Origin of the sequence: Palleniella muris, assembly GCF_004792655.1 — a bacterium.
Classification (GTDB): Bacteria; Bacteroidota; Bacteroidia; order Bacteroidales; family Bacteroidaceae; genus Prevotella; species Prevotella muris_A.
This window is the reverse complement of the sequence record NZ_SRZC01000022.1, coordinates 13,083-37,980: the sequence shown is the minus strand read 5'-3', so window position 1 is coordinate 37,980 and position 24,898 is coordinate 13,083. Positions and strand designations below refer to the sequence as shown.

The window sequence follows — 24,898 nt, the reverse complement described above, 5'->3', positions numbered from 1 at the left end:
CTTTATTCTTTAATCTGTACTCATATCAGCCACCATTTTCCTGTAGAGAGAGTAGACATGTGAGCGTGAGACATAGCCTATAAGCACATTGTCGATGTCCACGACAGGCAGCTGCTGGGCATTGGTCTTGTCAAAAGCCTTCATGGTTTTCTCCATAGGGTCATTGACGTTCAGCGTTGCGGGAGGGTCGGACATCAGTTGCCGCACCTGGAACCTATGGTACAATTCGGTGCGGAAAATGATATGGCGGAGCTTCAGCATGTCAATCTCGCCCAACAAATGGTTGCCGGCATCCACGACAGGCAGCACACTGACACGTGAGCGGCTGATTTTGTGAATCAGCTTTGACAGCGGCATGTCAGGGTCGACGGCCGAACAGTCGCGCTCGATTACGGTGTCCAAAGACATCAGCGTGAGCACCGCATGGTCCGTATGGTGTGTGATGAGCTTGCCCTCTTTGGCAAGGCGCATGCCGTAAATGCTGTGCGGTTCGAAGATATAGATTGTCAGATAGGATATCGTGCTGACAATGAGCAGTGGGATGAACATGTGGTAACCGCCGGTAAGTTCGGCAATGAGGAACACTCCCGTAAGCGGCGCGTGCATCACTCCCGACATCACTCCTGCCATTCCGAGCAGCGCGAAATTGTTCTCCGGCGCATAGACCCCTATGCCGTAATAGTTCCAGATGCGTGCGAAGAGGAATCCTCCGAACGCTCCAATGAACAGTGAAGGCGCGAATGTTCCGCCGCAGCCGCCACCGCCGTTTGTCGATGCGGTGGCAATGGCTTTCGTCATCACTACCAAGGCGATGTAGACGATAAGCAGTTCATAATGCCCGGCAAACGGCGAATGGGACATCACTTGGCTCCATTCTGCCTCTGTCTTGCCACTGAGCAGCACGTTGATGCTCGCATATCCCTCGCCATAGAGTGACGGGAAGAGGAAAATCAGTGTACTGAGCACAACGCCGCCGACAAGCCATTTCAGGTACGGATGGCGTGCCATTCTGCCGTAGATGCCCTCGCAGAATGTCATGAGGCGTATGAAATACAGTGATATGAGTCCGCATGCCACTCCCAACATGGCATTTGCTGGCACACGGTTCACGGGCCATGCCTCGTTCTGTGGGAACTGGAACAGTGACGCATCGCCTGAAAGGACATAGGTGAAGCATGTCGCTGTCACGCACGAGATGAGCATAGGCAGGAGTGACGCCATGGTGAGGTCCACCATGAGAACCTCGATTGTGAACACCAGTCCTGCTATTGGTGCTTTGAAAATGCCTGCTATCGCTGCCGACGCTCCGCAGCCTATGAGCATGAACACTGTTTTGCTGTCAAGGCGGAAGACGCGGGCGAGGTTGCTGCCTATGGCAGAGCCTGTCAGCACGATAGGTGCTTCGGCACCGACAGAGCCGCCGAAACCGATGGTTATTGCCGAGGCTGCCACGGAGCTCCACATGTTATGTGCGGCAAGCCTGCCTTGGCGTGTGGAGATGGCATAGAGGATTCTTGTTATTCCGTGAGAGATGTTGTCGCGCACGACATAGCGGACGAAGAGCATTGTCAGCAGGATTCCAAGCACAGGGAACACAAGGTAGTACCAGTTGAAGTGGGTGTTGAGGAAATTGTCGCTGAGCAGTTCCTGGATGAAATGTATAAGGCTGTGGAGCACAAAGGCGGCAATGGCGGCGAGCATGCCCACGACAAATGCGAGCAGGAGTGTCAGTTCCCGCTTTGAAATATGCTCCACACGCCATTCGACAATGAGGTCCAGCCACGTTTTTTTCTGTAAATCGATATTGTCCACGAATATTATGGTATGAATTGCGGTGCCTTCCGGCAACCTTTGCCATGCATCCTCCCTAATCTGCAAGGCGGATGCGGACATGAGTTTAGTAATATGCAAATTACGTGAAAAATATTTGAATATGCAAGTAAATCAATGAAAAATATTGCCGGTGTGGCTTTATGATTGATATGTGTCATAAAAAACATGTTGCGAAATCCCTGTGTAGGAAAAAGAGCGGATAGTCATGTGTGGAACCGGTGGTCAAGGAATGGGCGGAAGTGGTAAATTCGGGAAAAAGAAAAAGGTAACGATTCATTGTGCGAATCGTTACCTTTTGTATGGTGAATTGTTACCTCTTGCATGGTCAACCGTAGCCTTTTGCATTGCCATTCCTTGCAGATTGATGGCTGATGTATGGCGTGTTACAGGTGGTGTGGTTATAAGTTTCTGTCTTGCAGGTTGTTGCAAAGAATTCTTTCTTATAACGGTGACATCGCTGTCATAGGCATGGTTTGACATCGTTTGATGGTAAATTAACGTGAGTTCGACGAATTATGCAACTATCCGGCAGAATGAAGAAAACGCTACCAAAGCACCGTGAAACGGTGGCTCTTCGGTAACCGCCATGGAGCGAAGCGACATGGGCGGCAACATCAGTGCGTCATCCTGCACCGTAAGACGGTGCCTCATGGCATAAAGATACGCCCATAGCAATCCCTTTCAGTGTGAGGCACCGTCTTACGGTGCAGGCCACTGGTCTGAGACATCCCACATGCTGCCATAAGCAGCATGTGGGGTTAACGAAGAGTCACCGTTTCACGGTGCTTTTTATAGTATTTTGCTTTTTATCAGATACAGCAATTTAGTCGAACTCACGTTAAATTACAATGTGGATTAATGCAGATTATCCGCATATATCCGCATGAGGAGTGATAATATTGGTATCTTTATGGGCTATTCCACATTGACAAGATAGCTGATGTAGTTGTCCGGCGTGACCACAACTTGCTCCGCCACGTTGTAATTGTTCAGGAATAGCGTAGGCATCGAGGTGTGCCCTTTTTTAGGATTGGCTTTCATCTCGAAAACTCGAAAAAGTCCGTCCTCTTCCTCTATGTAGTCAATCTCTTGTTTGCCTGATGTGCGCCAAAAATACATCTTTGCGTAACAGTCGTTATAATGGTTGCGCTTTATGCGCTCGGAGATAAAGAAATTTTCCCACAACGCCCCTTTGTCTGTGCGTAGGTTTAGGGGAGAGAAATTTTGAATGAGCGCATTCCGTATACCATTGTCATAGAAAAATATTTTCTTGCTTTTCTTTAGTTCTGTCCTGACGTTTCGTGACAGAGCGTTAAGTCGGAACACAACAAAGCATTGTTCCAGCAAACCGATATATTTCTCGACAGTCTTGCTGTCGGTGCCAATGGTTTGTGCTATCTCATTGTATGACACCTCGCTTCCAACTTGAAGTGCCAGAGCCACCAGCAGTTTCTCCAGTAACTCGGGTTTCCTTATGTTGTCTTTCTTCAGGATGTCTTTATACAGATAGCTGTTCGCCAGATTCATCAATAGTTCTTTTGCGTTGTCCTTATGTGTGATGACATCTGGATAAGAGCCGTAAATAAGTCTGGTTTCAAGCGACTGCCGTACTTTCAGCAGACCTTCCGTGTTCATTATTTCTTGTGTGGATAATGGGAACAGGTTGTATTCATATTTCCTGCCGGTGAGTGGCTCATTGATGGTGTCGGATAAATCCAATGCTGAGGAGCCTGTTACAAGTAATTGGCAATGTGGCATGTTGTCTGTGATGAGTTTCAGTGTCAGCCCGATGTTCTCCACTCGCTGTGCCTCGTCTATCACGACAAGTTCATGCTGACCGATAAGAATCTTCAAGTCTGTCATATTGGCGTTTGTCAACATACTTCTTGCCTCCGGGTCGTCGCAGTCAAGAAACAGGGTTTTTCTCTCCGTCTCGTTGGCAATAAATTTCAACAGGGTGCTTTTGCCAACCTGCCGTGCTCCTATTAGGATTATTGCTTTTCCTTGGAAGAGCCTGTCTTTTATTTTGTTTGAAAGGGTTCTCTCTATCATGATTGTATTATGTTTATGGTTGCAAAATTATACAAAATAACCGGCTAATCCAAAAAAAAAGCAATAATTTTGGATTGTATTCCGAAAATATTGCAATAATTTTGGATTAGGGGCTGGGGACAGGCATGCTGTAATGGGTTGTTGCCTACATGAGACATAAAAACGTTTAGCTTAAAACCATAAGAAAACGGTGGCGGTTTCTTGTGTGAACCGTCACCGTTTTCAATGATGATATTGGCTGATTGTGATGTAAACGTTACCAGAAGTGTGCGTGGCATGATGCCGTGTGCATTATTCCCGGATAATCTTGACCTCTCCCGCAGGCGAGAGTTTGATGATGCTTGAAGGAGTGTGCGGCTTGTGTTCCTGCCGGCGTGCCCAGCATACATAGTCCACGGCATTGAGGATTTCCTCGGAAATGTCGCGGTAGTTCTGTGCTGCCGGTTCGCCGCTGATGTTCGCGCTTGTGCTCACAAGTGCCTTTTGGAAGCGGTAGCAGAGTTGCTTGGAGAACTCTTCCTGTGTCACGCGCAGTGCTATGCTGCCGTCCTCGGCGATGAGGTTTGGAGCAAGTCCTGTGGCTCCGTCAAGGATTATTGTCGTCGGTTTTGTCGCAAGGTCGAATATGTCCCATGCCACTTCCGGCACGTTGCGCACGTATCTCTGTATGCGGTTGCTTGAGTCGACGAGGCATATCATAGCCTTTGAGTCGTCCCTGCGCTTGATTTCGTAGACACGCTTCACAGCCTCGGCGTTGGTGGCGTCGCATCCTATGCCCCAGACTGTGTCCGTAGGGTAGAGGATAATGCCGCCTTTGCGCAGCACCTCTACAGCATTCCTTATGTCGTCTTCGATTTTCATATGCTTAGATGTTTGTGGTTTTGTGTGCTGTTATGCCGGAAATGTCTGTGCGGTGAACCGCGTAATGCGGTCTCTTTTTGTGTTTGAGCCTTTGTAATTGCAAAGGTGGAATTTTATATCATCATCGCCGGCGTTGTCCCATTACGCATTTTACGTAGTCTTTACTGGAGAGTGGGTCTGTTAACTCTACGATACAATCATGTTGTTGGTCGCATCCTGTTTGCCTTATGCCAATGGGAGAAGTTGCGTTTTTCACACTGTCCAGCCGAGTGCCGCCGCTCCGAGCACTGCCGCTCCTGCACCGTCGAGGGTTGAGAAGAGGAACTTCGCCTTGCCTTTGTAGATAGGCATGACATTCTCCTCGTACGACTTCTTTATAGGATCCATGAGCATGTCCCCTGATTTGCAGAGCCCTCCGAAGAAGATGTATGCTTCCGGAGAGGAGAAAACAGTGAAGTCGGCACACGCTTCGCCCAACATGTTTCCTGTGAAATCGAATATCTCTTTTGCCAGTTCGTCACCCGCTTCAGCCGCTTTGAACACCCGGTAGCTGTCAATCTCCTCAGGTTTCAGGTCGCGGAGGAGCGAAGGGCGGCTGTCTTTCTCAAGCATCTCCCTTGCCGTGCGTGCCACTCCGGTAGCCGAGCAGTATGCCTCGAGGCAGCCTTTCCTGCCGCATCCGCATGGTCTTCCGTTCTCGCGGACCATGATGACGTGCCCCAGCTCGCCGGCAAGTCCGTCATGCCCGCAGACAAGCTGTCCATTGGCAACTATTCCGCTGCCGACACCTGTTCCGAGAGTGATGACGATGAAATCCTTCATGCCTTTCGCGCAACCGTACTCCATCTCGCCGAGGGCAGCAGCGTTGGCATCGTTTGTGATGTTCACCTTTATGCCGAGACGCTCGCTGAACATGCCGGCAAGAGGGACTTTCCTGTCCTTTGCCCAGACGAGGTTCGGGGCTTTCTCTATGCAGCCGGTATGGTAGTTGGCGTTTGGCGCGCCTGCTCCCATGCCGTATATGCGCTCTATGCCTCCAACTTGCTCTATCAGTGGCTGCAATGCTTTGACGCATGCGTCGACAAAACTCTCCGCTGTGCTGTAGTCTTGCGTCTTCACCGATGTCTGTGCCACAATGTTTGCATCTCTGTCGACAATGCCGAACACGGCGTTTGTGCCTCCAAGGTCAAGCCCTATGACGTAAGGGCGTTCTGTATCTGTAACCATGATGTATTATGTTTTTTTATGTATTTCCCTGCAAAAGATATTGCAGCATTTCCTTACGGTACACTTGCAATCTCTGAGCAAAGTTAATAATTAAATCTAATAAATCAAAGATTTCTGCCGCTAAATTTGCTTATCTCAGTATTTTTTTGCAATTTTGCATCAATGTTTTTGAATAAATGATGCCGTTTGGAATACATATAGACCTTATGGAGCTTGCTCTGAAAGGTATACTGATAGGGATAATCGCGTCCGCGCCGATGGGTCCGGTCGGTGTGCTTGCCATCCAGCGTACGATGAACAAAGGGCGTTGGTACGGTATGGTGACAGGGATTGGCGCGGCGATAAGCGATATGATTTATGCATTGATAACGGGTCTCGGAATGAGTTTCGTGATGGATTTGATCACAAGTCCCCAGAACAAGTTCTGGCTTCAGTTGCTTGGCAGCCTGATGCTGCTTGCTTTTGGAGTGTGGTGCTTCCGCGCCGACCCTACGAAAAAGATTCATCGCAGTGGAAAGCAAAAGGGGACGCTTGTGCAGAATGGCATAACTGGCTTTCTCGTCACTTTCTCCAACCCGTTGATAATCCTGCTGTTCATGGCATGCTTCGCCCAGTTTGCCTTCGTTGTCCCTAACCGTCCTGTGGAGATGACGTTCGGCTATGTGTGCGTGTTTGCCGGTGCCTTGCTGTGGTGGTATGGGCTTACGTGGCTCATAGACATGGTGAGGGAGAAGTTTTCTGACAGCAGTATCTTGATAATAAACCGCATAATAGGTTCCGTGGTGGTGATATTCTCACTGGTGATGCTCCTCGGCACAGTGTTCAACCTTTACACGTTCTCTTATTGGTAATCAGGGCGGATGCCATGCCCCAAAACAAGTTTGCAAGCAAAATATGTTCATTTCACAGAAACTAAGACAAGAAAATATTGCGGAGTACCTGCTGTACATGTGGCAGGTGGAGGACATCATACGTGCCTTTGACTGTTATATGCCGGCATTGCGCCGTGGATATATAAGCAAATTCGACTGCTCGGACGAGGACCGCGAGGACCTTGAGGACTGGTATTCCAACCTTATCCGCATGATGACTGAGGAAGGGTGCCGCGAGTGCGGGCATCTGCAGATAAACAATGTGACGCTGCAGACCCTCGTGGAACTGCACCACCAACTGCTCGACTCACCGAAGTTCCCTTTCTACAGCACGGAATACTATAAAGTCCTGCCTTTTATCGTGGAGCTTCGCAATAAGGGCGACAAGGACAAGAATGAGATAGAGACATGTCTTGACGCCCTTTATGGCGTGATGATGCTGCGCCTCCGGAAGCAGGAAATCTCAGAGGACACCATGCGCGCGGTGAAGGAAATAACCACGTTTGTAGGAATGCTGTCCGATTATTATAAGAAAGACAAGGAGGAAGGACTGGAATTTGATTGACAATGCCGTTGTCCGCAAATTGAAAAATAAGGTTGAAAAGCAAAAAAGAAAAGCTATGAATATACTTGTAACAGGTGCCAATGGTCAGCTTGGCAACGCAATACAGCTGGTCAGCAAAGAGTCAAAGGATAATTATGTGTTCACGGATGTCTGTGAGGGTTATGAGAAACTTGACATCACTGACTTGGAGGCAGTGCGCGCTGCCGTGAAGGAAAAGGGGATAAAATGTGTCATAAACTGTGCCGCATGGACTAATGTCGATGCGGCTGAGACAGCAGGCGACATCGTGGAGACTCTCAATGCCACAGCTCCGGAGAATCTTGCCAAGGCCATGAAAGAGGTGGACGGCTTGCTTGTGCATGTCTCCACGGACTATGTCTTTGGAAAAGAACCGTACAACACTCCTTGCCGTGAGGACAGGGAAGGCACTCCGACAGGTGTCTACGGAATGACAAAACTCCATGGGGAGCAGAAGATACAGGCGGCAGGGTGTGACCATGTCATCATACGCACGGCATGGCTCTATTCCGAGTTCGGCAAGAATTTCTGTAAGACAATGCTTAATCTGACAGCGACAAAGCCACAGTTGAAGGTCGTTTTTGACCAGTGTGGCACGCCGACTTACGCTGGTGACCTTGCCAAAGCAATCTTTGAGATTGTGGAAAACCGCAAGTTTGAGGGGAATTCCGGTGTCTATCATTATTCCAACGAGGGAGTATGCTCTTGGTTTGACTTCACGAAGATGATAGCGGAGTATGCCGGACACACAGACTGTGACATACAGCCATGCCACTCAGACGAGTTCCCTTCCCCTGTGACACGCCCTGCTTACAGTGTCCTTGACAAGACAAAGATTAAGGATACTTTCGGCGTTGCAGTGCCGTATTGGACGGACTCTCTTAAGAAATGTATAGCAAACCTGAAGCAAGCATAAAGGAAACAAGGTGCTCCGCGACACGAAACGCTTTCTCGCGTTTGCCGGCGGAGACGGAAAAAAGAAATAAACCGGAAAACAACATTACCATACATGAATCCTGAAATAGAACGACGCAGAACCTTTGCCATCATCTCTCACCCGGATGCGGGTAAGACAACGCTCACCGAGAAGTTCCTTCTCTTCGGTGGACAGATACAGGTGGCGGGTGCCGTCAAGAGCAACAAGATACGCAAAACAGCAACGTCCGACTGGATGGAGATAGAGAAGCAGCGTGGCATCTCTGTTTCTACCTCTGTCATGGAGTTTGACTATAAAGACTATAAGGTGAACATCCTTGACACTCCGGGTCACCAGGATTTCGCCGAGGACACGTTCCGCACGCTGACAGCCGTGGACTCATGTATCATTGTTGTCGACGGTGCAAAGGGTGTGGAGACACAGACAAGGAAGCTGATGGAGGTCTGCCGCATGCGCAACACTCCGGTCATCATCTTTGTAAACAAGATGGACCGTGAGGGACGTGACCCGTTTGACCTGCTCGATGAACTGGAACAGGAACTGCAGATTGGTGTGCGTCCGTTGTCATGGCCTATAAACCAGGGCGTGAAGTTCAAGGGCGTGTATAATATATATGAGAATGAACTGAATCTTTTCACACCTGACAAGCAGCGTGTGACAGAGAAAGTTTCGGTGGATGTCAATAGTGGCTACCTTGACGAGTGCATCGGAGCTCAGGATGCAAAGCAGTTGCGCGACGATCTGGAGCTTGTTGCCGGCGTGTACCCTGAGTTTGATGTCGAGACTTACCGTGCAGCGGAGGTGGCTCCGGTGTTCTTCGGTTCGGCATTGAACAATTTCGGTGTGCAGGAACTCCTTGACTGTTTTGTCAAGATAGCACCGTCGCCACGCCCGACAAAGGCGGAGGAGCGCGACGTAAACCCTGACGAGCCGAAGTTCTCTGGCTTTATCTTCAAGATAACTGCCAACATCGACCCTAACCACCGCTCTTGTATAGCATTCTGCAAGGTATGTTCCGGCAAGTTCGTGCGTAACCAGCCTTATCTGCATGTGCGCAATGGCAAGACCATACGCTTCTCCTCACCGACGCAGTTCATGGCACAGCGCAAGTCCACCATCGATGAGGCGTGGGCAGGAGACATAGTCGGTCTGCCGGACAACGGGGTGTTCAAGATTGGCGACACGCTTACCGAGGGCGAGAAAATCCATTTCCGCGGGCTCCCGTCTTTCTCTCCGGAGCTCTTCAAGTATATTGAAAACGATGACCCTATGAAGGCAAAACAGCTTGAAAAGGGCATCAACCAGCTCATGGACGAGGGTGTGGCACAGCTGTTTGTCAACCAGTTCAACGGCAGAAAGATTATCGGAACCGTCGGACAACTGCAGTTTGAGGTCATCCAGTATCGTCTTGAGAATGAGTATAACGCCAAGTGCCGTTGGGAGCCTGTCCACCTGTACAAGGCTTGCTGGATAGAGAGTGGAGATGAAGCCGAACTTGAAAACTTCAAGAAACGCAAGTACCAGTATATGGCGAAAGACCGTGAGGGACGCGATGTGTTCCTTGCCGACTCCGGTTATGTGCTCCAGATGGCACAGGAGGATTTCAAAAACATAAAGTTCCATTTCACATCGGAGTTCTGATTCCTTCCCACTGACATCGGGAGGGCGGGCTTATGGCAAGCCTTTGGGTCTCCTATTCTGTAACAGCAAAAAAACTATAGCCTATGCAACGCATAAAGAACAGTCCTACATACAAAGAGAATGTTGAGTTTTCCAAAGTGGAATACTTTCTCGGTTCAGACCTGCAGCCATTGGCGGACGATGCCATTGCCCGCGCACAGTTGCACGTGGAGTTGAGTGATGCGATAAGTCTGCTTGCCGAACGCGAGCAGCTTGTCCTCCGTGCCTTCTATGGCATAGGCGCGCCTCAGATGACCCTTGCCGAGATAGGCAAGACCTATGGCATGTCGCGCGAGAGGGCAAGGCAGATACGCAACAAGGCTCTCCGCCATTTGCGCTCAAAGACAAGGTTCCTTGCGACAGAGTAGCGGCTGCTGTTCCATCAGGAGGGACGCTTGACTGCTTTGCGGCAGCATGTACTGTAAAACAAATATTATTATATAATAGGTAATGAGAAAAATTATTATCCTGTCATTACTGTGCACGGTGGCTCTGTGCATCCATGCCAAGAAGCAAAAGGGTGGGAGCAAAAGTGCCAAGTCTGTGGCAACGGTTTATATGTTCGGTGTCTCTGCATCGTTCAATGATAGTATTGTCTATTTCACTGATTTGCAGGAGGTGGGTAATGCTTATTATGAAAAGAAGGTGTATCTTGGCGGATTCAAGGAATATTCTGACCAGATGAACCGCTATTTCCTGAGCAAGACCGGCGAACACCGTACCAACGCTGTCTTCTTCAAGAAAAAGCGCGCCAAGGCAGAGAAGACATTGGAAAAGTTGCGCAAGCGTTATGCAAATTCCGGTGTGGTGATGAAGACAGTCCCGGCAGCGGAGTTCTCATTTGAAGGAGTGCGCCCAAACGAAGAATAATGTTTTGAGACATATTTTCGACATAGCCGGACATCTCTGTGTCATTGACTTCCTTCACGAGGATGAGATGACAGGCATACATATTCTGCCGTCTTTGGAACCGTTTCGTGTGAACGGGGATGTGGAAGCTCTGTGCCATAGTGGGAATTGTGGAATTTCTGCAGAAAGAAAGCCCTTGCTGGTTCTTACTGTAGACATGGCTCTCGGTCCTTTGCCAAAGGAGAGACGCCAACGCATCCGTGAGTTTGACACAGGTAATGGCATTACGATTGTTGACCGGCTGTGTGACGGCGGATACCAGTATGTCGTCCGTGACATAGGCGGCAATGACTGTGCCTTGCTGATTTCCAATGCCGACTTCTCGCAGTGCAGGTGTAACCTTGTGGGGACATATAATGCGAGGCGGTTCGGCTTGAACAATGTGATTATGTTTGCCTATGCCTTTGCCGGCAGTTTTCACCAAACTTTGATGGTTCATGCATCATTGGTGCGCCACAAAGGGGTGGGATATGCGTTCACGGCCAAGAGCGGGACAGGCAAGAGCACGCAGGTAGCCAACTGGCTTAGGATGATTCCTGATTGTGACCTGATGAACGATGATAATCCTATAGTCCGCATCATTGACGGGAAAGCAATCATCTATGGCAGCCCATGGAGTGGCAAGACACCATGCTACCGGAACATCAGCGCACCGCTTGGTGCTATAACGAAAATCTGCCGTGCTGAGGAAAACAGGGTGGAACGCTTGCGTGCAATCAAGGCTTTCGGGGTGGTTCTCCCTTCCTGTTCAGCAATGAAGTGGGACCATGCAGTCTATACCAATATCTGTGACACGGTGACGGTGCTTGTGTCATGCGTTCCTGCCTATGTCTTTCATTGCACAGCCTCACCAGAATCCGCTGTCGTTTGTAAAAAAGCTATAACTAAATGAGAATGCCTAACGCAAAACTGATACCTGCTGTGGGGGAACTTCTGAAAGAGGGACATACCGTGACATTGCCGCTTAGGGGAAACAGTATGCGTCCGTTCCTTGTGCACAAGCGTGACAAGGCGTTGCTCGTCCCTCCAAAAGCAATAAAAACAGGTGACCCGGTACTTGCGGAAGTGTCCCCAAAGCATTATGTTCTTCACCGTATAGTGAAGATAGAGGGTGACACAATCACTCTTTGTGGTGATGGCAACTGTGCTACAGAAAGTTGCCATAGGGACAATGTTGTGGCACTTGCTGTGGAGTTCTATCGCAAAGGGCGTACGAGACCTGACAGCATTTACTCCTTGAAATGGAGGGTGTACAGTGCTTTGTGGACAAGGCTCTTCCCATTGCGCCGTTATTTGCTGAAACTCCATGACGTGCTTTTCAACTCGCGCAGGCCTTTGGATGATTGACCTTGTTTCCGATTGTCATTGTTGGACTGTGGGAGGGAAGGCATAAATATGAAATGTAAAATTATTAGTAAATATGAGAAAGCGACAAGGTTTTGTGCTCCGTTCCGTGTGTGGTGAGCAGTTCTTGATAGCAGAAGGAGAGGAGAATATAGATTTCGGCAATCTTGTGTCCATGAACGAATCGTCGGTGTTCCTGTGGAACTCCATTGCCGATGGACAAGAGTTCACGGTTGACACTCTTGTCGACACTCTGCTTTCTGAATATGATGTTCCTTACGACAAAGCACGTGAGGATGCTGAAGACCTCTGCAATGACATGCTTAGGGGAGGAGTAATAGTAGAGTGAGCACGCAAAGTGTACCTTTTTCCATAAGCTATTCTGCGAATGACAATCCAAGTGATTATGCGCCACCTTGCGGTGCGCTAATACAAGGAATATTATTTGCCGGACAGTTATTCCTGTCCGTTTGATTGTTAAATATTGATAATCTTTCCACATGCCATTCGTTTTTCCACCATTTTCTTTGTAACTTTGCATCTTGAATGGTGAGATGTGTTGGACCGGTAGCTCAGCTGGATAGAGCAACAGCCTTCTAAGCTGTGGGTCAGGGGTTCGAATCCCCTCCGGTTCACTTTATACAGCCCAAAACCGTCTGGAACTGTTGTTTCAGGCGGTTTTGGGCTATTAATGTGTGATATGTTTGATTTTGTTGTTGAATATAAGTTAAAATAAATTTTATATATTTAAATTACCCCCCCCCCATATTTGTTTTTTATTTTTAATGTATGTACATTTGTATGAATATTGACGCACGTCAACAATGTGCCTGTTAACGCACACTGCATGACTATATGTTCTTTGCATAGAATATACATACAAGCAATGTAACTGAATCACACTATAAACCAACTAAAGAAATGAAACTTAGACATCTTTTGATGCTGTTGCTGGTGGTAGTCACCTGCAATAGCGTCACATGGGCAGCAACGGATGATACAACCGTTGTGCCTAAAGGATGGACATCGGTGAAATTCAATCCTGATGTCCGCTATTCACAATGGGTGATAGAATCCCGGCTTGGGGATTTCTATTCCAACAGTACAAAGAGACCTTTCAAACTTTTTGATGCAGAGGGAAAGGCGGTGCCGGGCACTGCGTATGACAGTAACACACGCTTCGACTATGTACCGGGACTTGTAGCCAAGGCAACAATCGAAGCACGTGGCTTGTACCAAAATCACGACTGGTCAAAGCCTTGGTTCTACACTGTTATGAACTATGGGACAGAGTTCACATATACAGGAAAAGTAAGCGGACTTGCTGACGACAAGCTCACGCTTGACGACATGAACGCGGCGAAGATGTACTTTGGTGTGACAAATGATGCTTTGGCAACACAGGAGAACAAAACCCTTGTCACAGAGCAGATTGACAAGATTGTTGAAAAGATGAAGGTTTACAACGACAGTTGGGCTATCGGTGGCAAAAACTCTAAAAACACTCTTGGCGATGCTGTTAAGGGCGGATGGTTCCATAAACCGGAATATGTTGACCAGATGTGGGGTGACGGTCTATATATGGGTGCTGCGCTCCTTGCTCAGATAATCAACTATAAAGGTGCAGCAGCCAATGTGACAGAAAACGACTGGAATCTAATAACAAAGCAGTTCACTATCTCATGGAACCGGATGTATAATGAGAGTAATGGCCTGCTCTATCATGCTTTCACTGCAAATCCTGAGTCAGCAAAGGCTGTTGGCTGGGAATTGCCTGATAACACTTACCATTCTGCTGCCCATTGGGGACGTGCATGCGGCTGGTATTTCCTTGCACTCGTGGACGTGCTGGAGCAGATGCAAATGGCAAATCAGACAGACACAGAGAATTATAAGACCCTTCAGGGCTATTTGCAGAAACTTGCAGCAGGGCTCGCAAAGTATCAGGACGAGGCCACTGGCTGCTGGTATCAGGTTGTCGATGAGAAGGATGCTCCTCTTTCCGGCAACTATCTTGAATCTTCATGCACAGCAATCTTCTCCGCAGCCTACCTGAAAGGCGCGCGTCTTGGTGTGCTTGACAAGACTACTTATGAGACAATTGGCGAGAAAGCCTACGAAGGATGCGTGAACAACTTCATGATGTGCGACACAGAAGGAAAGGCGCAGCTTATACGCTGCTGTGCGTCAGCAGGACTTGGCGGTAAAGTACAACGTTCTGGCTCACGCGACTACTATATCACAGGTCCTGATGTCATGCAGCGCAACACATACACAGAGGGAAAGGTGCTTGGCGGTTTCATCCTCGCTGCAACAGAATACGAGCGTCTGCACAATAAGCAGAATGCACCAATGCTCCTTATGGACCTTCTGCCTTCTTATGCCGTGGCAAATGGAGAGACGGCAAGCTTGGAAGTGAAAATCAGCGGTGCGGAATCCCCAAGCTATCAGTGGCGCAAGGGAGACTGGGACAATTCCGAGGCTATTGCCGGTGCGACAACCTCAACATACAACCCTACGGTGTCCGGAAAATATTTCTGCGAAGTCACTGCTAACATTGCCACTCCCGCAAAAGGCATGGCTTCAGCACGTGCCACAACAACCATACGCTCCTCTGTGGCAGAAGTGACTGTGGCAGAAGAAGCGGACGGAGATGAAGGCACTACCACTCCGGGAGAAGATAATGTAATTGCAACATTTGTACCTACAGGCTCAATTTCAGGTAAAACATGGACTTGTAATGAAAATAATGGTTTTGTTATTACAGGAACAGCCAATATAACTTCGAAGGAAGATGGTATAAAATTCGCTACATCTAATACACTGTCATTGACTATTCCAGAAGATTACACAGTAACATCAATAACGTTTGTTGCATCTAACACCTCAGCAACCCAAACAGACATAATTATTGACGGTATTAAACAAGCGCTTGAAGGGGAGAAACAATACCAAATACAGACATTGCAGTATACATTCTCTCCAAATGTGCAAGGTGCCACGACACTGATAATAGACAATTCGACAAAGGAAGCAAATATCAAATCCATTAAGGTGCATGGCTTTATATCCACAACACGTGCCATATTCAAATATAAAGGCTCTGCCCTTGCATTTACTGAGACATCAGAGAATGCAGAAAGCGTATATGCCACAACGTTGGAAGTCGATGCGGCTGAGGCTAAGGGTGGTATTAAACTGACGGTTGAACTGCCTGAAGGTGCAAAAATCTCAGGTGACGGTGTTGGAAATAATGAGATACCTCTGCCTTTGGACGGAAACTTTGGAGAGAAAAAGACATTCTACTATACAGTTACTTTGGCAGATGGTACAACGGTGAAGTATAGGATTACCGTAAATGTCAAGAAGCAGAGAATAGTCCTGAAATATGAGCCGGAAGTTCTTGAATGGGACAAACATACTTCCCCTGATAAGGATATAAATGCGGCACTGTCAGAAGTTACCCTCAGGGCTTATATTGCTAATTCTGACGGTACTCTCGTGGAGAAACAACTCCCTGTGGGCATCAAATATCTCAGCGACATGGAAAGTGTGGCTACTGTGGGTGATGATGGCACAATCAGCATTGTCAACAATGCGCAGGGAGGTGCGAAGATTTATGCCTACATTGAAGATTCCGATGCGAACGCAATGGCATACACTTTCTTCAACATCCTGATTACCGACGGCTACACTTACAAAGTGGATAAGGACACGCTTGCACCAAAGCTGAATGAGCAGAGATGGCTTGAAGACAATGATGTGAAATATGTCAGAATGACTTTCGGCGGATGGAAATACAACAATGGAACGTACAATCCGTCATCTGAACGAACAGACTCTTGGGGCTCACCAAAAAGGCAGGATGGGTTACAGACCATTGATGGCTTCAGCTATGGTTTTGCCGGTGGGCAGGATGCTTGCGATGAGGCGATGCAAAAGTCAGAGGAAACGATTTATGGCTCACAACGAATTGGCTGGTTCAAGTCTCCAAAGGTGGAGAAGAACGAGACTGATGAAAACATGCCAAAGGTCAATATTCTTGAGACTTACCCATTCACCCTCCCTGTCCGTGGCGCTTACATGACTTTCGAACCTCAGATGAATGGCACAATGTCGGTGTATATCATTCAAAACGGAGCATGGAACACTGACAAAAGCAACCAGATTATAGAAGGCGAGTTCCGCCCTCATGCGTTCCATGTCGTGAACCAGCGTGGTCTGCCTCTGCGACTATTCACAAACGATTTTTCCGTTTCATCAAAGCAGACAGTCACAACGAAGTACTATTGTAACCCGGATGGCAGCCTAAGTGACAGTAAGAACGTTGCGAGCTGGGATGAGTTCAAGAAATATATGTCAGCGGACGAGCAGAAAAGTGTAGCGAAGAATTGGGCTGTCGGCGATGCAAAGTATCAGGGCATCGTGGAACTTGATAACGGCTCGTTCCTTGCTATCCAGAAGGGCATCGTGAAATATACATTCCACGTTACAGGTCATGAGACTTACTATTTCTTCTCTAATTTCTCAAAGATGGGCTTCTGTGGTGTGAACTTCGTGCCTGACAGTGAGAATGAAGGAAAGCAGCCAAAGGACGCTCTTGTGCTAAGTGATACGGAGAAATTCCCGGAAATAACCTATAAAGCTGATGGCGAAATCACCGGCAATGTCGGTCTGCGCAAGTTCAAATTCACTGTTGGCAGTGAGGAAAAGGGCAATGTCGAGGGAATACAGGCGCCACAGTTCAAGACCATTACGGTCAACCGTGACTTCAAGAAGGGGCAGTGGACTACGCTCACCCTGCCGTTCAACATGACACAGCATAAGGTTGAGGAAGTCTTTGGTTTTGGTACAGAACTTATCATGTTGGACAAATCAAGCATCATTGATGATGTGGCACGCCTGCATTTCCTGTATCATGAGATTCAGAATGTCCTTCCGGGCTACCCTTACTTGATAAAGCCGACACTTGTCGATGCTTCCGGCAACGCTTTGGAAACCAAAGATGGCGTGAGAACCATCAACGGCGAAACGTTGATCCGGTTCGTTGTGCCTGTGAAGCATGTCAGTCCATTCATCAGCCAGAAGGAGATTGATTGCGGAGCATATACCGCGAAAGGAACTCCGGGCTATTCAACTGCCGGCATTGCGGATAAACTGGGTTACAGTGTGCTGTATGAGGCCGGAGACATCTTTGTCAGCGAAGGCAACGGCAACCTTTATGTTTCACAAGGTTCTTCCTATGGCAAGGGCTACCGTTCCTACCTGAAGAAGAATCCGGGCACAGCGCACGTGAAGTCCGTCAAGCTCTTCTACTCCGGCGTTGATGACAATCCTAACAGCACTCCTACCGAAATCCGTATAGCAGAACTCTCTCCGGAGGCTGCCATGGCGGTAGGGCTGAAAGGTGTGTACAACCTTAACGGACAGAAGGTTGCTGAGACGGCAGAGGGACTTCCGGCAGGAATATATATTGTTAATGGTAAGAAATTCACAGTAAAATAGACAAAAAGGAATCATGAAGAAATCTTATATAAAGCCAGAAATAGAGGTTATCAGAATAGAAGAAAGCCTGTTGATAACAATCTCTAATCCAACGACAGACCCTGCCGCGCCGGACAGTGAGCATAAGCCTGATACGCCGGGAGTTGGTGGAGGCGATACGCCTGCTGATTCAAAGGACGGTTTCCCTTGGGAGGATGATTTCGCGTTCGAGATTGACTGATGACTGATAATTGAGAGCACTCAAGCAAGCCTGCGTCGAAAATGCTTTGCGTTTTTTCGTCGCAGGCTTTTTCTTTGAGGTGATGGTTTTCCTTTATGTGCGTTTTGCTTTCTGTTTTCGGAACAATTGTGTGTGGATATGGATTTATTTGGATAATTTTGTAACTTATTTCACACATTAATATATAAATATGGATAAAAGATTACTTACCATTCAGGATATTTCTTGCGTGGGGCAGTGCTCTCTGACAGTGGCATTGCCTGTCATCTCAGCCTGTGGTGTTGAGACAGCGATATTGCCAAGTTCGGTGCTTTCGAACCATACAGCCGGCTTCTCGGCATGGACTTTCTGCGATTTGACAGACGAGATGCCGTCAATCCTTGCGCAGTGGAAGAAAGAGAACATTGATTTTGATGCGTTCTATACAGGATATGTCTCAAAGGCGCAGATACCTTATATCATGCAGATTATGGACGAGGTTGCACGTCCCGGTGCGTTGCGCATCATCGACCCGGTGATGGGAGACAATGGAAAGCTCTATGCAGGCTTTGATGAGGATTTCCCGATGGAGATGCGCAAGCTGATTAAGGGTGCTGATGTCATTCTTCCGAACATGACGGAAGCTCTCCTGCTTTTGGGCAGACCGTATGTTGAGGGTGTCTGCACAAAGGAGTTTGTGGAGGATGTCCTGGAGGAACTCTATGCGCTTGGTGTGAAGAATGTGGTGCTTACCGGTGTCAGTCTTGAGGAGGGCAAGCTCGGAGTGGCTTGTTACGATGGTGAGAAAGTAGAGTACTATTTCACGGAGCGTATCAATGTGTCCATGCACGGTACCGGCGATGTCTACTCCTCATCGTTTGCCGGAGCCATGATGCGTGGCAAGAGTGTGCTGGAGTCTGCATCTATAGCTGCAGACTATGTCGTGGAGACAATACGCCAAACCATTGATGATAAGAGCCATTGGTATGGAGTGAAGTTCGAGAAAGCACTGCCATACCTTATCGAAAGACTGTCATAAGTTGCAGTCAAGTATCTGTTGGGAATTATTCAAAACCGTTGTTTTGCATTGATTCTCAACAGATACTTGTTTTTTAGTCCTAAGCCTTCGGATACAGAAAATACTTTTTCTCATGTGGCGCAAATCGGATGATTTGCAGTAAGGTAATGATTTTTTAACAGCCATGTGACTTGAGTTTCATTATTTTATTCGTACCTTTACAACCGCTTAGGTGATTTCCGCCAAGCGATTGTCCATAATGTATCGAAAAGGAATTGCCATATATATCATAATGTCATGCTTCGTGGTTGTCTCGGCGTATGGCTGCAAGACTGTGCACGATGTGTCTCAGCCGAAGATGCATGGCGATTCCACGGAAATAGCGACAGGAATGGTTCCGGCGGTCGATTCTGTACAGGTTGCTGTGGAGAAGGATTCCATGAGGTTTACGGAGGAGACCATGAGAAATGCCATTATGGAATGCCGCTTGGGAATGTCTCGCAGCCATGCCTACGAGAAGGTCACACGTTACGAAAAGCTGGAGATTGCCGTCAATGATGTCAATCCGTTGGACACTCGGAAGCGTTTTTTCAAGAGCAACAAGTGGATAAAGCATTTTGTGGAACATTGCGGTCTCAATGGGAAATTCGTGCTGCCTATACTTACCGAAGAGCGTGTTGAGGATTTGCTGCTCCGCAGAAATCCGGCACGAAAGTTGGCATACGTCCGTGGCATCCGCAGGGAAGGTGCCAATGAGATGCTTTACACGGATGCGGTGGTCAACGTGCTTGTCGGTGAGAAATATGCCGATGTGAATGTCATGGACAGTCTGGTGAAGATTGACGGCAAGCGTCTGGTGTCCCCTTTGTCGAGTGACGCCACAAGCCATTATTGCTATGAGCCGGTGAGTTGCAATGACAGTGTCCTGCATTTGTTCTTTGCGCCGAAGGAAGGCGAACTTGGTTTCTCCGGTGAGATGATTATGGAGAAGGACAGCCTGTTCAGGTTGCGTCACATAAAGCTGATGCTGCCGAAGCCCGGCGGCTCACGCTCAATTGATAATCTTTATGTCGTGCAGGAGTTTGGCACACATCCTGACGGGAAGAGTGCACTGATGCAGAATGATGTCCTTGTGGAGATGAAGGCGAAGAGCATTATTGGAAGGCTGTGTTACATAAAGTCCCAAAGATATTCGGACTATTCCACCGATTCCATAGACAGCAGAAAACTGAAAGGCAGGATGACAGAGAAATATGATGCCAAGGCAGAGTACCGTCCAGACAGTTTCTGGGCACGTTATGACGGACGTGGTACAGAGGTGACGGACACCGTGGCAGGTGAAGAGAGGCGTCATGAGACCTATGCACAGCGAATGCTGCGTTATGCCGACGACATCAAGAGCATACGCTGGCTTGTCAGGACACTGAGGGCTTTTGTCGACAACAAGATTCCGGTAGGAGTGCCAAGCGTTTTCAACATCGGACCTACAAACAGCCTTGTCTCATTCAACGACCTTGACAACCTGCGCCTGAGGATAGGCGGGCACACCACGTCGCGCTTCAGCAGGCATCTTTTCCTTGAAGGCTACTATGCCCATGGATTCCGTTTCCATGACAATTACTATCAGGGGCGTGTGACATACTCCTTTATCCCGAAGACACACACACCTTATGACTATCCTTGCTATAACATAAGTCTTGAGGCAAGGAAAGACATCGGCTACATCGGTGAGCGCAGCAGTCATCCTGACAGGGACAATCTTTTCTCATCATATCATTGGGACAAGAACACCCACCTGATGTACTATGATTTCCGGAAGATAGAGATTGAGCGTGATGCCAAGAACGGCATGAGGTTCAGGGTCGGCGTGAAGACAGAGCATGACATCGCTACGGGCGGTCTGTTGTTCAAGAACCTTTCGGAATATGGCGATGGCGTGTACAAAGGAGGGCCATGGACGGACTACGACACTTACAGTCCGGATTATGTTTCCCGGAACAACGGTTCCCTGCGCACTTCTGAGGTGAGTGTCGGCATAGAGTATGCCCCGAGGAATGGCAGGCAGGATGCCTTGCGCGGACAGCTTCCGGTAAACAGCGACCCTCCGGCGGTAGGTCTGTCGCACACTTGGGGCATCAAGGGATTCCTTGGCGGACAGTACGGCTATCATATTACAGAACTAAAAGCACGCAAGCGCTTTTTCATGGGCGACTGGGGTTTTGCAAGTGCTTTCCTGAAAGGCAGTGTGGTTTGGAGCAAAGTGCCTTATCCGCTGCTGCTTGCTCCTCAGGCGAACATGTCATACGTCAATGACGAGGAGTCTTTCAGCCTTATCACGCCTTCCGAGCTTATCAACGACAGGTATGTGCAGTTGTTTTTTACATGGGAGATGAACAGTAACCTTATCGGTGTCGTGGATTTCATACGCCGTTGGCGTTGGAAGGAATATTTCAGTCTGAGAATGCTGTGGGGAGGTCTTTCTGCAAAGAACAATCCCCAACTGCCTGCAAATTGGAACGACAATATACTGATGGCTTTTCCTGAGGGACACAGTCTGCTGTCCTCCACGCCTTATGTGGAAGGCGTGGTGGGTATACACAACATCCTGAACGTCTTCAACATTGATTATGTCCACCGCTTCTCGTATCGCCGTTTGCCCAATTCAAGGCATGGTGGCATACGCTTCTCTTGCCGTTTCAATTTCTGAGCATGCAGGGTGGATGCGTTCTGTCCATGTTTCGGACTTTCGGTTGTCGTTCTCATGTTTCCGCTATGTCGATGGATGCTTCATGAGCCGGTGTTCCATGCTGTTTCCCGACTCCGGAAAGTACATGAGTTTTCTGACTCCCTATTTATCATAATCGTAAAAAACGAGGCATGCAAAGGTGAAAGGTGACACTTCATATAGCCCAACGTAACCTTTCGCAGCATGAAAGGTTACCCTTCGCAATGCCAGATGTAACCTTTCTCGGTGCATAAGGATAAAAAAGCACTGTAATTCGTTACCTTTCGACCGTTTTTAGTAACGAATTACAGTGCTTTTTTGTGCGTGTGACTTTCTTTTGTGATGCTAATATGCTGATAGATAAAGATATAGCGGAAAAATAGAAAATGGTGGGATATTTTGCCGCTTGCTACCTCGTGAGTGTTTCTGCGCGAAACATGGAGGGCAAAAATGCCATGAGTTTTCTAATTTTTCCCTGTCCTGAAGTCCGAAGGCGATTTCCCGCTATGCGTCTTGAAGAACTTTGCGAGTGACGCCTGTGAAGGGAAACTGTATTCGATGGATATTTCTTGTATTGTCTTGTCTGAGGTCAGGAGGTCAGCCTCCATTTCTTTCAGCAAGTAATCCGCTATGAGGCTCTTCGGGCTGTTTCCTGTGATATACCGTGTTATCTCCGCAAGATAGCGTGGAGTGATGTTTAGCAGTGAGGCGTAGAAAGAAGTGTCGCGTGACTCTTTGCAGTGTGTTGTCACCTGCTCCATGAACCGGTTGTAAAGTTCCATACGTCTAAGGCTGTGGCTTGTGGAACTGACGGAGTAGACCACTTGGCAACGTATGTACTTGTGGGCAGAGGAGAGGGCAGAGGGAATGCTGTCCCCCATTGCCAGTCTTGTCGCTATTGCAGCAGACAGTGTTCCTCCGACACCATGCAACTGCCAGCCTTCCCTGTTTGGGGAAGTGAAGAACCGTGGAGACTCTTTGCTTCCGGCAATGGCAAGCAGACCGGTCACCAGCCCTTCCGTGCAATGCCCTCCACGCAGGAACACTGCCTGTGGTCCCATGTCAAGCAGGCGCGATGCTGTCTCGGACATTGCAGCGTTGGTGTTTATGCTTCTGCCGAAAAGCAGTTCCGCTTCGCTGCACTTAAGGATTAGTGTGTTTGTTATGGGAAACAGCAGCCGTACATATTCGCTGACGGCATCAGCCGTCATGAGTTGCTCGCCACGGGAGGACAGGATGCCCGGTGCACTGACAATATGCCGGCAGCCGACAATCTCGTCCCTTATGTCATGTATGGCGTTTGCCTGGCGTATCATTCCCACCTTCACCGCTTTGGGTCTGACGTCCCTCAGCAAGGCCTTCAATTGGCTGATGACAATGTCTTCCGGCAGGTCGTGGATGCTGTGGATGCCTTGTGAGTCCTGTGAAGTGATAGAAGTGATTGTTGAGAAGGCTATGCCTCCCATGGCTGATATTGTCCTTATATCAGCCTGTATGCCGGCTCCGCTTGTGCTGTCAGAACCGTTGATGGTCAGTATGGGGGTAAGATGTTTAGGCAATAGTCTGTTTTTATGATGCAGGTGGACAATGCCTTGCCCACCTGCCGTGAATCGAACTTTCTGCTATGGTTTGGGAACCACCCTTATGCTGCCCGCTTTACCACACGGTAGCCGTATGTCGCAACCACGCAGAAGCAAATGAATGGCAGGATGAATGAAATGTTTACAGCCGGCATTCCGAAGAGTTCTCCCTTGTCTATGATAGACGCCTGTACCGGAGGAAGGACGGAACCGCCAAGGATAGCCATGATAAGTCCTGCCGCTCCGAACTTTGCGTCTTCGCCCATCTTGTCAAGTGCGATACCATAGATTGTCGGGAACATCACGCACATTGTGAACGATGTTGCCACAAGGCAATAGAGACCGGCACGGCCTGTGTTTGCTATAGCTCCGATGATGAGGATGGCTGAGAGTGTGCCGAGGATGCGCAGGAGGTTGCCCGGTTTGATGTATTTGAGCAGGTAAGTGCCTACGAAACGTCCGATGCAGTGGCTTCCCATGGCAATGATGTTGTAGCCCTGGCTCAGAACCTCAGCGTTCTTCTCTGTCATGGCTCCGGAAGTGTCGATGCCGAGAAGTCCGCCGATGGTGTGTTCAAGGGCAGTGTAATCGCCTTCTGCCATCAACAGGCGTGTGCCATACTGGATGATGAATGTCCAGCACATAATCTGCGCACCGACATAGCAGAACTGCGCCAGCACGCCCTCACGGTAATGGTGAGTGTGCCATAGGCGGCGCATGGTAGGACCGAAATTAATGTCATGGCTCTGGTCACCGTTCTTTGGCATCTTGACACAAGCGAAGACTATGAGCATGCAGACGATAATCAGTCCTATGGCAAGATATGGACCAATGAGAATGGAGAGGTCGCTGTCACGCAGTGCCGCAAACTCCTCGTCGGAGAGTGTGGCACGCTCTGCCGTTGACAGAGGGTTGAGACGGTTCTGTATGAATGTCATTGCCACAAACATTCCGCATAGCGAGCCTACAGGGTTGAATGCCTGTGCCATGTTGAGGCGTCGTGTTGCGTTATCCTCAGGTCCCATGGTAAGGATGTACGGATTGCAGGATGTCTCAAGGAATGACAGTCCGCAAGTCAGGATGAAATATGCAAGAAGGAACGGTGGGAACATTCCTATCATCTTTGCAGGGAAGAAGAGCAGTGCTCCGAGAGCGTACAGTCCCAGTCCCAGCATGATTCCTGCCTTGTAGGAATATTTGCGTATGAACATGGCGGCAGGGAATGCCATGCAGAAATATCCGCCATAGAACGCCACTTGCACCATTGAGCCTTCCGTGACGCTCATTCTGAAGATTTTGGAGAAGGCTTTTACCATAGGGTTGGTGATGTCATTGGCAAAGCCCCACAATGCAAAACAGCTTGTGACAAGAATGAATGGCACAAGCATGCTGACTCCGTTGGATGTCAAGAGTCCGGTCTTTTTCTTTTCCATAGTTTTGAGACGGTATGTGCTGCATGGGAGAGGACATACCTTTTTAAGTTAGTTTATTTGTTGTTTTGATTTTTTTGTTCGACTGCAAAGATAATAAATAATAATGAAAAACGGAAAATGAAAAACGGAAAATGATGATT

General features: G+C 48.4%; 19 protein-coding genes and 1 tRNA gene. 14 read left to right on the top strand and 6 right to left on the bottom strand.

The window, feature by feature from the left end; translation table 11 throughout:
- Positions 1 to 9: 9 nt before the first annotated feature.
- The 4 genes from E5358_RS12040 to E5358_RS12025 all read right to left on the bottom strand — a co-directional run bounded on the left by E5358_RS12040 (position 10) and on the right by E5358_RS12025 (position 5,973).
- On the bottom strand, positions 10 to 1,812 hold the full coding sequence (locus E5358_RS12040; protein WP_422121081.1) for a chloride channel protein: 1,803 nt from the start codon (positions 1,810 to 1,812) through the stop codon (positions 10 to 12).
- Positions 1,813 to 2,748: 936 nt separating this feature from the next.
- Positions 2,749 to 3,885, bottom strand: a complete 1,137-nt coding sequence (locus E5358_RS12035) for an ATP-binding protein (protein ID WP_135940423.1) — start codon at positions 3,883 to 3,885, stop codon at positions 2,749 to 2,751.
- Positions 3,886 to 4,176: 291 nt separating this feature from the next.
- Entirely contained in the window at positions 4,177 to 4,746 is a 570-nt protein-coding gene (locus E5358_RS12030; RefSeq protein ID WP_135940422.1) for an L-threonylcarbamoyladenylate synthase, read from the bottom strand.
- 252 nt (positions 4,747 to 4,998) lie between these two features.
- The gene (locus E5358_RS12025; protein WP_135940421.1) at positions 4,999 to 5,973 is read right to left on the bottom strand and encodes an ROK family protein; all 975 of its coding nucleotides are present in this window, start codon (positions 5,971 to 5,973) and stop codon (positions 4,999 to 5,001) included.
- A gap of 179 nt (positions 5,974 to 6,152) precedes the next feature.
- Here E5358_RS12025 and E5358_RS12020 point away from each other — a divergent pair, with 179 nt between their 5' ends.
- From E5358_RS12020 to E5358_RS11955, 14 genes are all read left to right on the top strand, one after another.
- Entirely contained in the window at positions 6,153 to 6,824 is a 672-nt protein-coding gene (locus E5358_RS12020) for a LysE family translocator (RefSeq protein ID WP_277821285.1), read from the top strand.
- Positions 6,825 to 6,867: 43 nt separating this feature from the next.
- Positions 6,868 to 7,410, top strand: coding sequence for a DUF4924 family protein (locus E5358_RS12015; protein ID WP_135940419.1), 543 nt, complete (start codon positions 6,868 to 6,870; stop codon positions 7,408 to 7,410).
- 55 nt (positions 7,411 to 7,465) lie between these two features.
- On the top strand, positions 7,466 to 8,344 hold the full coding sequence (gene rfbD / locus E5358_RS12010; RefSeq protein WP_135940418.1) for a dTDP-4-dehydrorhamnose reductase: 879 nt from the start codon (positions 7,466 to 7,468) through the stop codon (positions 8,342 to 8,344).
- A 93-nt stretch (positions 8,345 to 8,437) separates the two neighbouring features.
- Positions 8,438 to 10,006, top strand: a complete 1,569-nt coding sequence (locus E5358_RS12005) for a peptide chain release factor 3 (RefSeq protein ID WP_135940417.1) — start codon at positions 8,438 to 8,440, stop codon at positions 10,004 to 10,006.
- An 83-nt stretch (positions 10,007 to 10,089) separates the two neighbouring features.
- Positions 10,090 to 10,413, top strand: a complete 324-nt coding sequence (locus E5358_RS12000; protein ID WP_135940416.1) for a sigma factor-like helix-turn-helix DNA-binding protein — start codon at positions 10,090 to 10,092, stop codon at positions 10,411 to 10,413.
- An 82-nt stretch (positions 10,414 to 10,495) separates the two neighbouring features.
- Positions 10,496 to 10,915: a hypothetical protein gene (locus E5358_RS11995; RefSeq protein WP_135940415.1), complete on the top strand. Its 420-nt coding sequence runs from the start codon at positions 10,496 to 10,498 to the stop codon at positions 10,913 to 10,915.
- 4 nt (positions 10,916 to 10,919) lie between these two features.
- Positions 10,920 to 11,846 (top strand): hypothetical protein, encoded by a 927-nt coding sequence (locus E5358_RS11990; RefSeq protein ID WP_135940414.1) that lies wholly within the window; start codon positions 10,920 to 10,922, stop codon positions 11,844 to 11,846.
- Entirely contained in the window at positions 11,843 to 12,301 is a 459-nt protein-coding gene (locus tag E5358_RS11985) for a peptidase S41 (RefSeq protein ID WP_135940413.1), read from the top strand. The genes E5358_RS11990 and E5358_RS11985 overlap by 4 nt, the downstream gene beginning before the upstream one ends.
- Positions 12,302 to 12,374: 73 nt before the next feature.
- Complete coding sequence (locus tag E5358_RS11980) at positions 12,375 to 12,647, top strand: PqqD family protein (RefSeq protein ID WP_135940412.1); 273 nt, start codon at positions 12,375 to 12,377, stop codon at positions 12,645 to 12,647.
- Positions 12,648 to 12,859: 212 nt separating this feature from the next.
- Positions 12,860 to 12,933 (top strand) — tRNA-Arg (locus E5358_RS11975).
- Positions 12,934 to 13,219: 286 nt separating this feature from the next.
- The gene (locus E5358_RS11970) at positions 13,220 to 17,803 is read left to right on the top strand and encodes a glycoside hydrolase family 88 protein (protein WP_135940411.1); all 4,584 of its coding nucleotides are present in this window, start codon (positions 13,220 to 13,222) and stop codon (positions 17,801 to 17,803) included.
- A 13-nt stretch (positions 17,804 to 17,816) separates the two neighbouring features.
- Positions 17,817 to 18,023, top strand: a complete 207-nt coding sequence (locus tag E5358_RS11965) for a hypothetical protein (RefSeq protein WP_135940410.1) — start codon at positions 17,817 to 17,819, stop codon at positions 18,021 to 18,023.
- Positions 18,024 to 18,213: 190 nt separating this feature from the next.
- A complete protein-coding gene (locus E5358_RS11960) occupies positions 18,214 to 19,041 on the top strand; it encodes a pyridoxamine kinase (protein ID WP_135940409.1) in 828 nt (275 codons plus the stop codon).
- 238 nt (positions 19,042 to 19,279) lie between these two features.
- Positions 19,280 to 21,727, top strand: a complete 2,448-nt coding sequence (locus E5358_RS11955; RefSeq protein ID WP_135940408.1) for a DUF5686 family protein — start codon at positions 19,280 to 19,282, stop codon at positions 21,725 to 21,727.
- Between the two features lie 482 nt (positions 21,728 to 22,209).
- Here the strand turns inward: E5358_RS11955 and E5358_RS11950 are convergent, their stop codons facing one another.
- Complete coding sequence (locus E5358_RS11950) at positions 22,210 to 23,304, bottom strand: hydroxymethylpyrimidine/phosphomethylpyrimidine kinase (protein ID WP_135940407.1); 1,095 nt, start codon at positions 23,302 to 23,304, stop codon at positions 22,210 to 22,212.
- An 83-nt stretch (positions 23,305 to 23,387) separates the two neighbouring features.
- Positions 23,388 to 24,758, bottom strand: a complete 1,371-nt coding sequence (gene fucP / locus E5358_RS11945; protein WP_135940406.1) for an L-fucose:H+ symporter permease — start codon at positions 24,756 to 24,758, stop codon at positions 23,388 to 23,390.
- Positions 24,759 to 24,898: the final 140 nt, after the last annotated feature.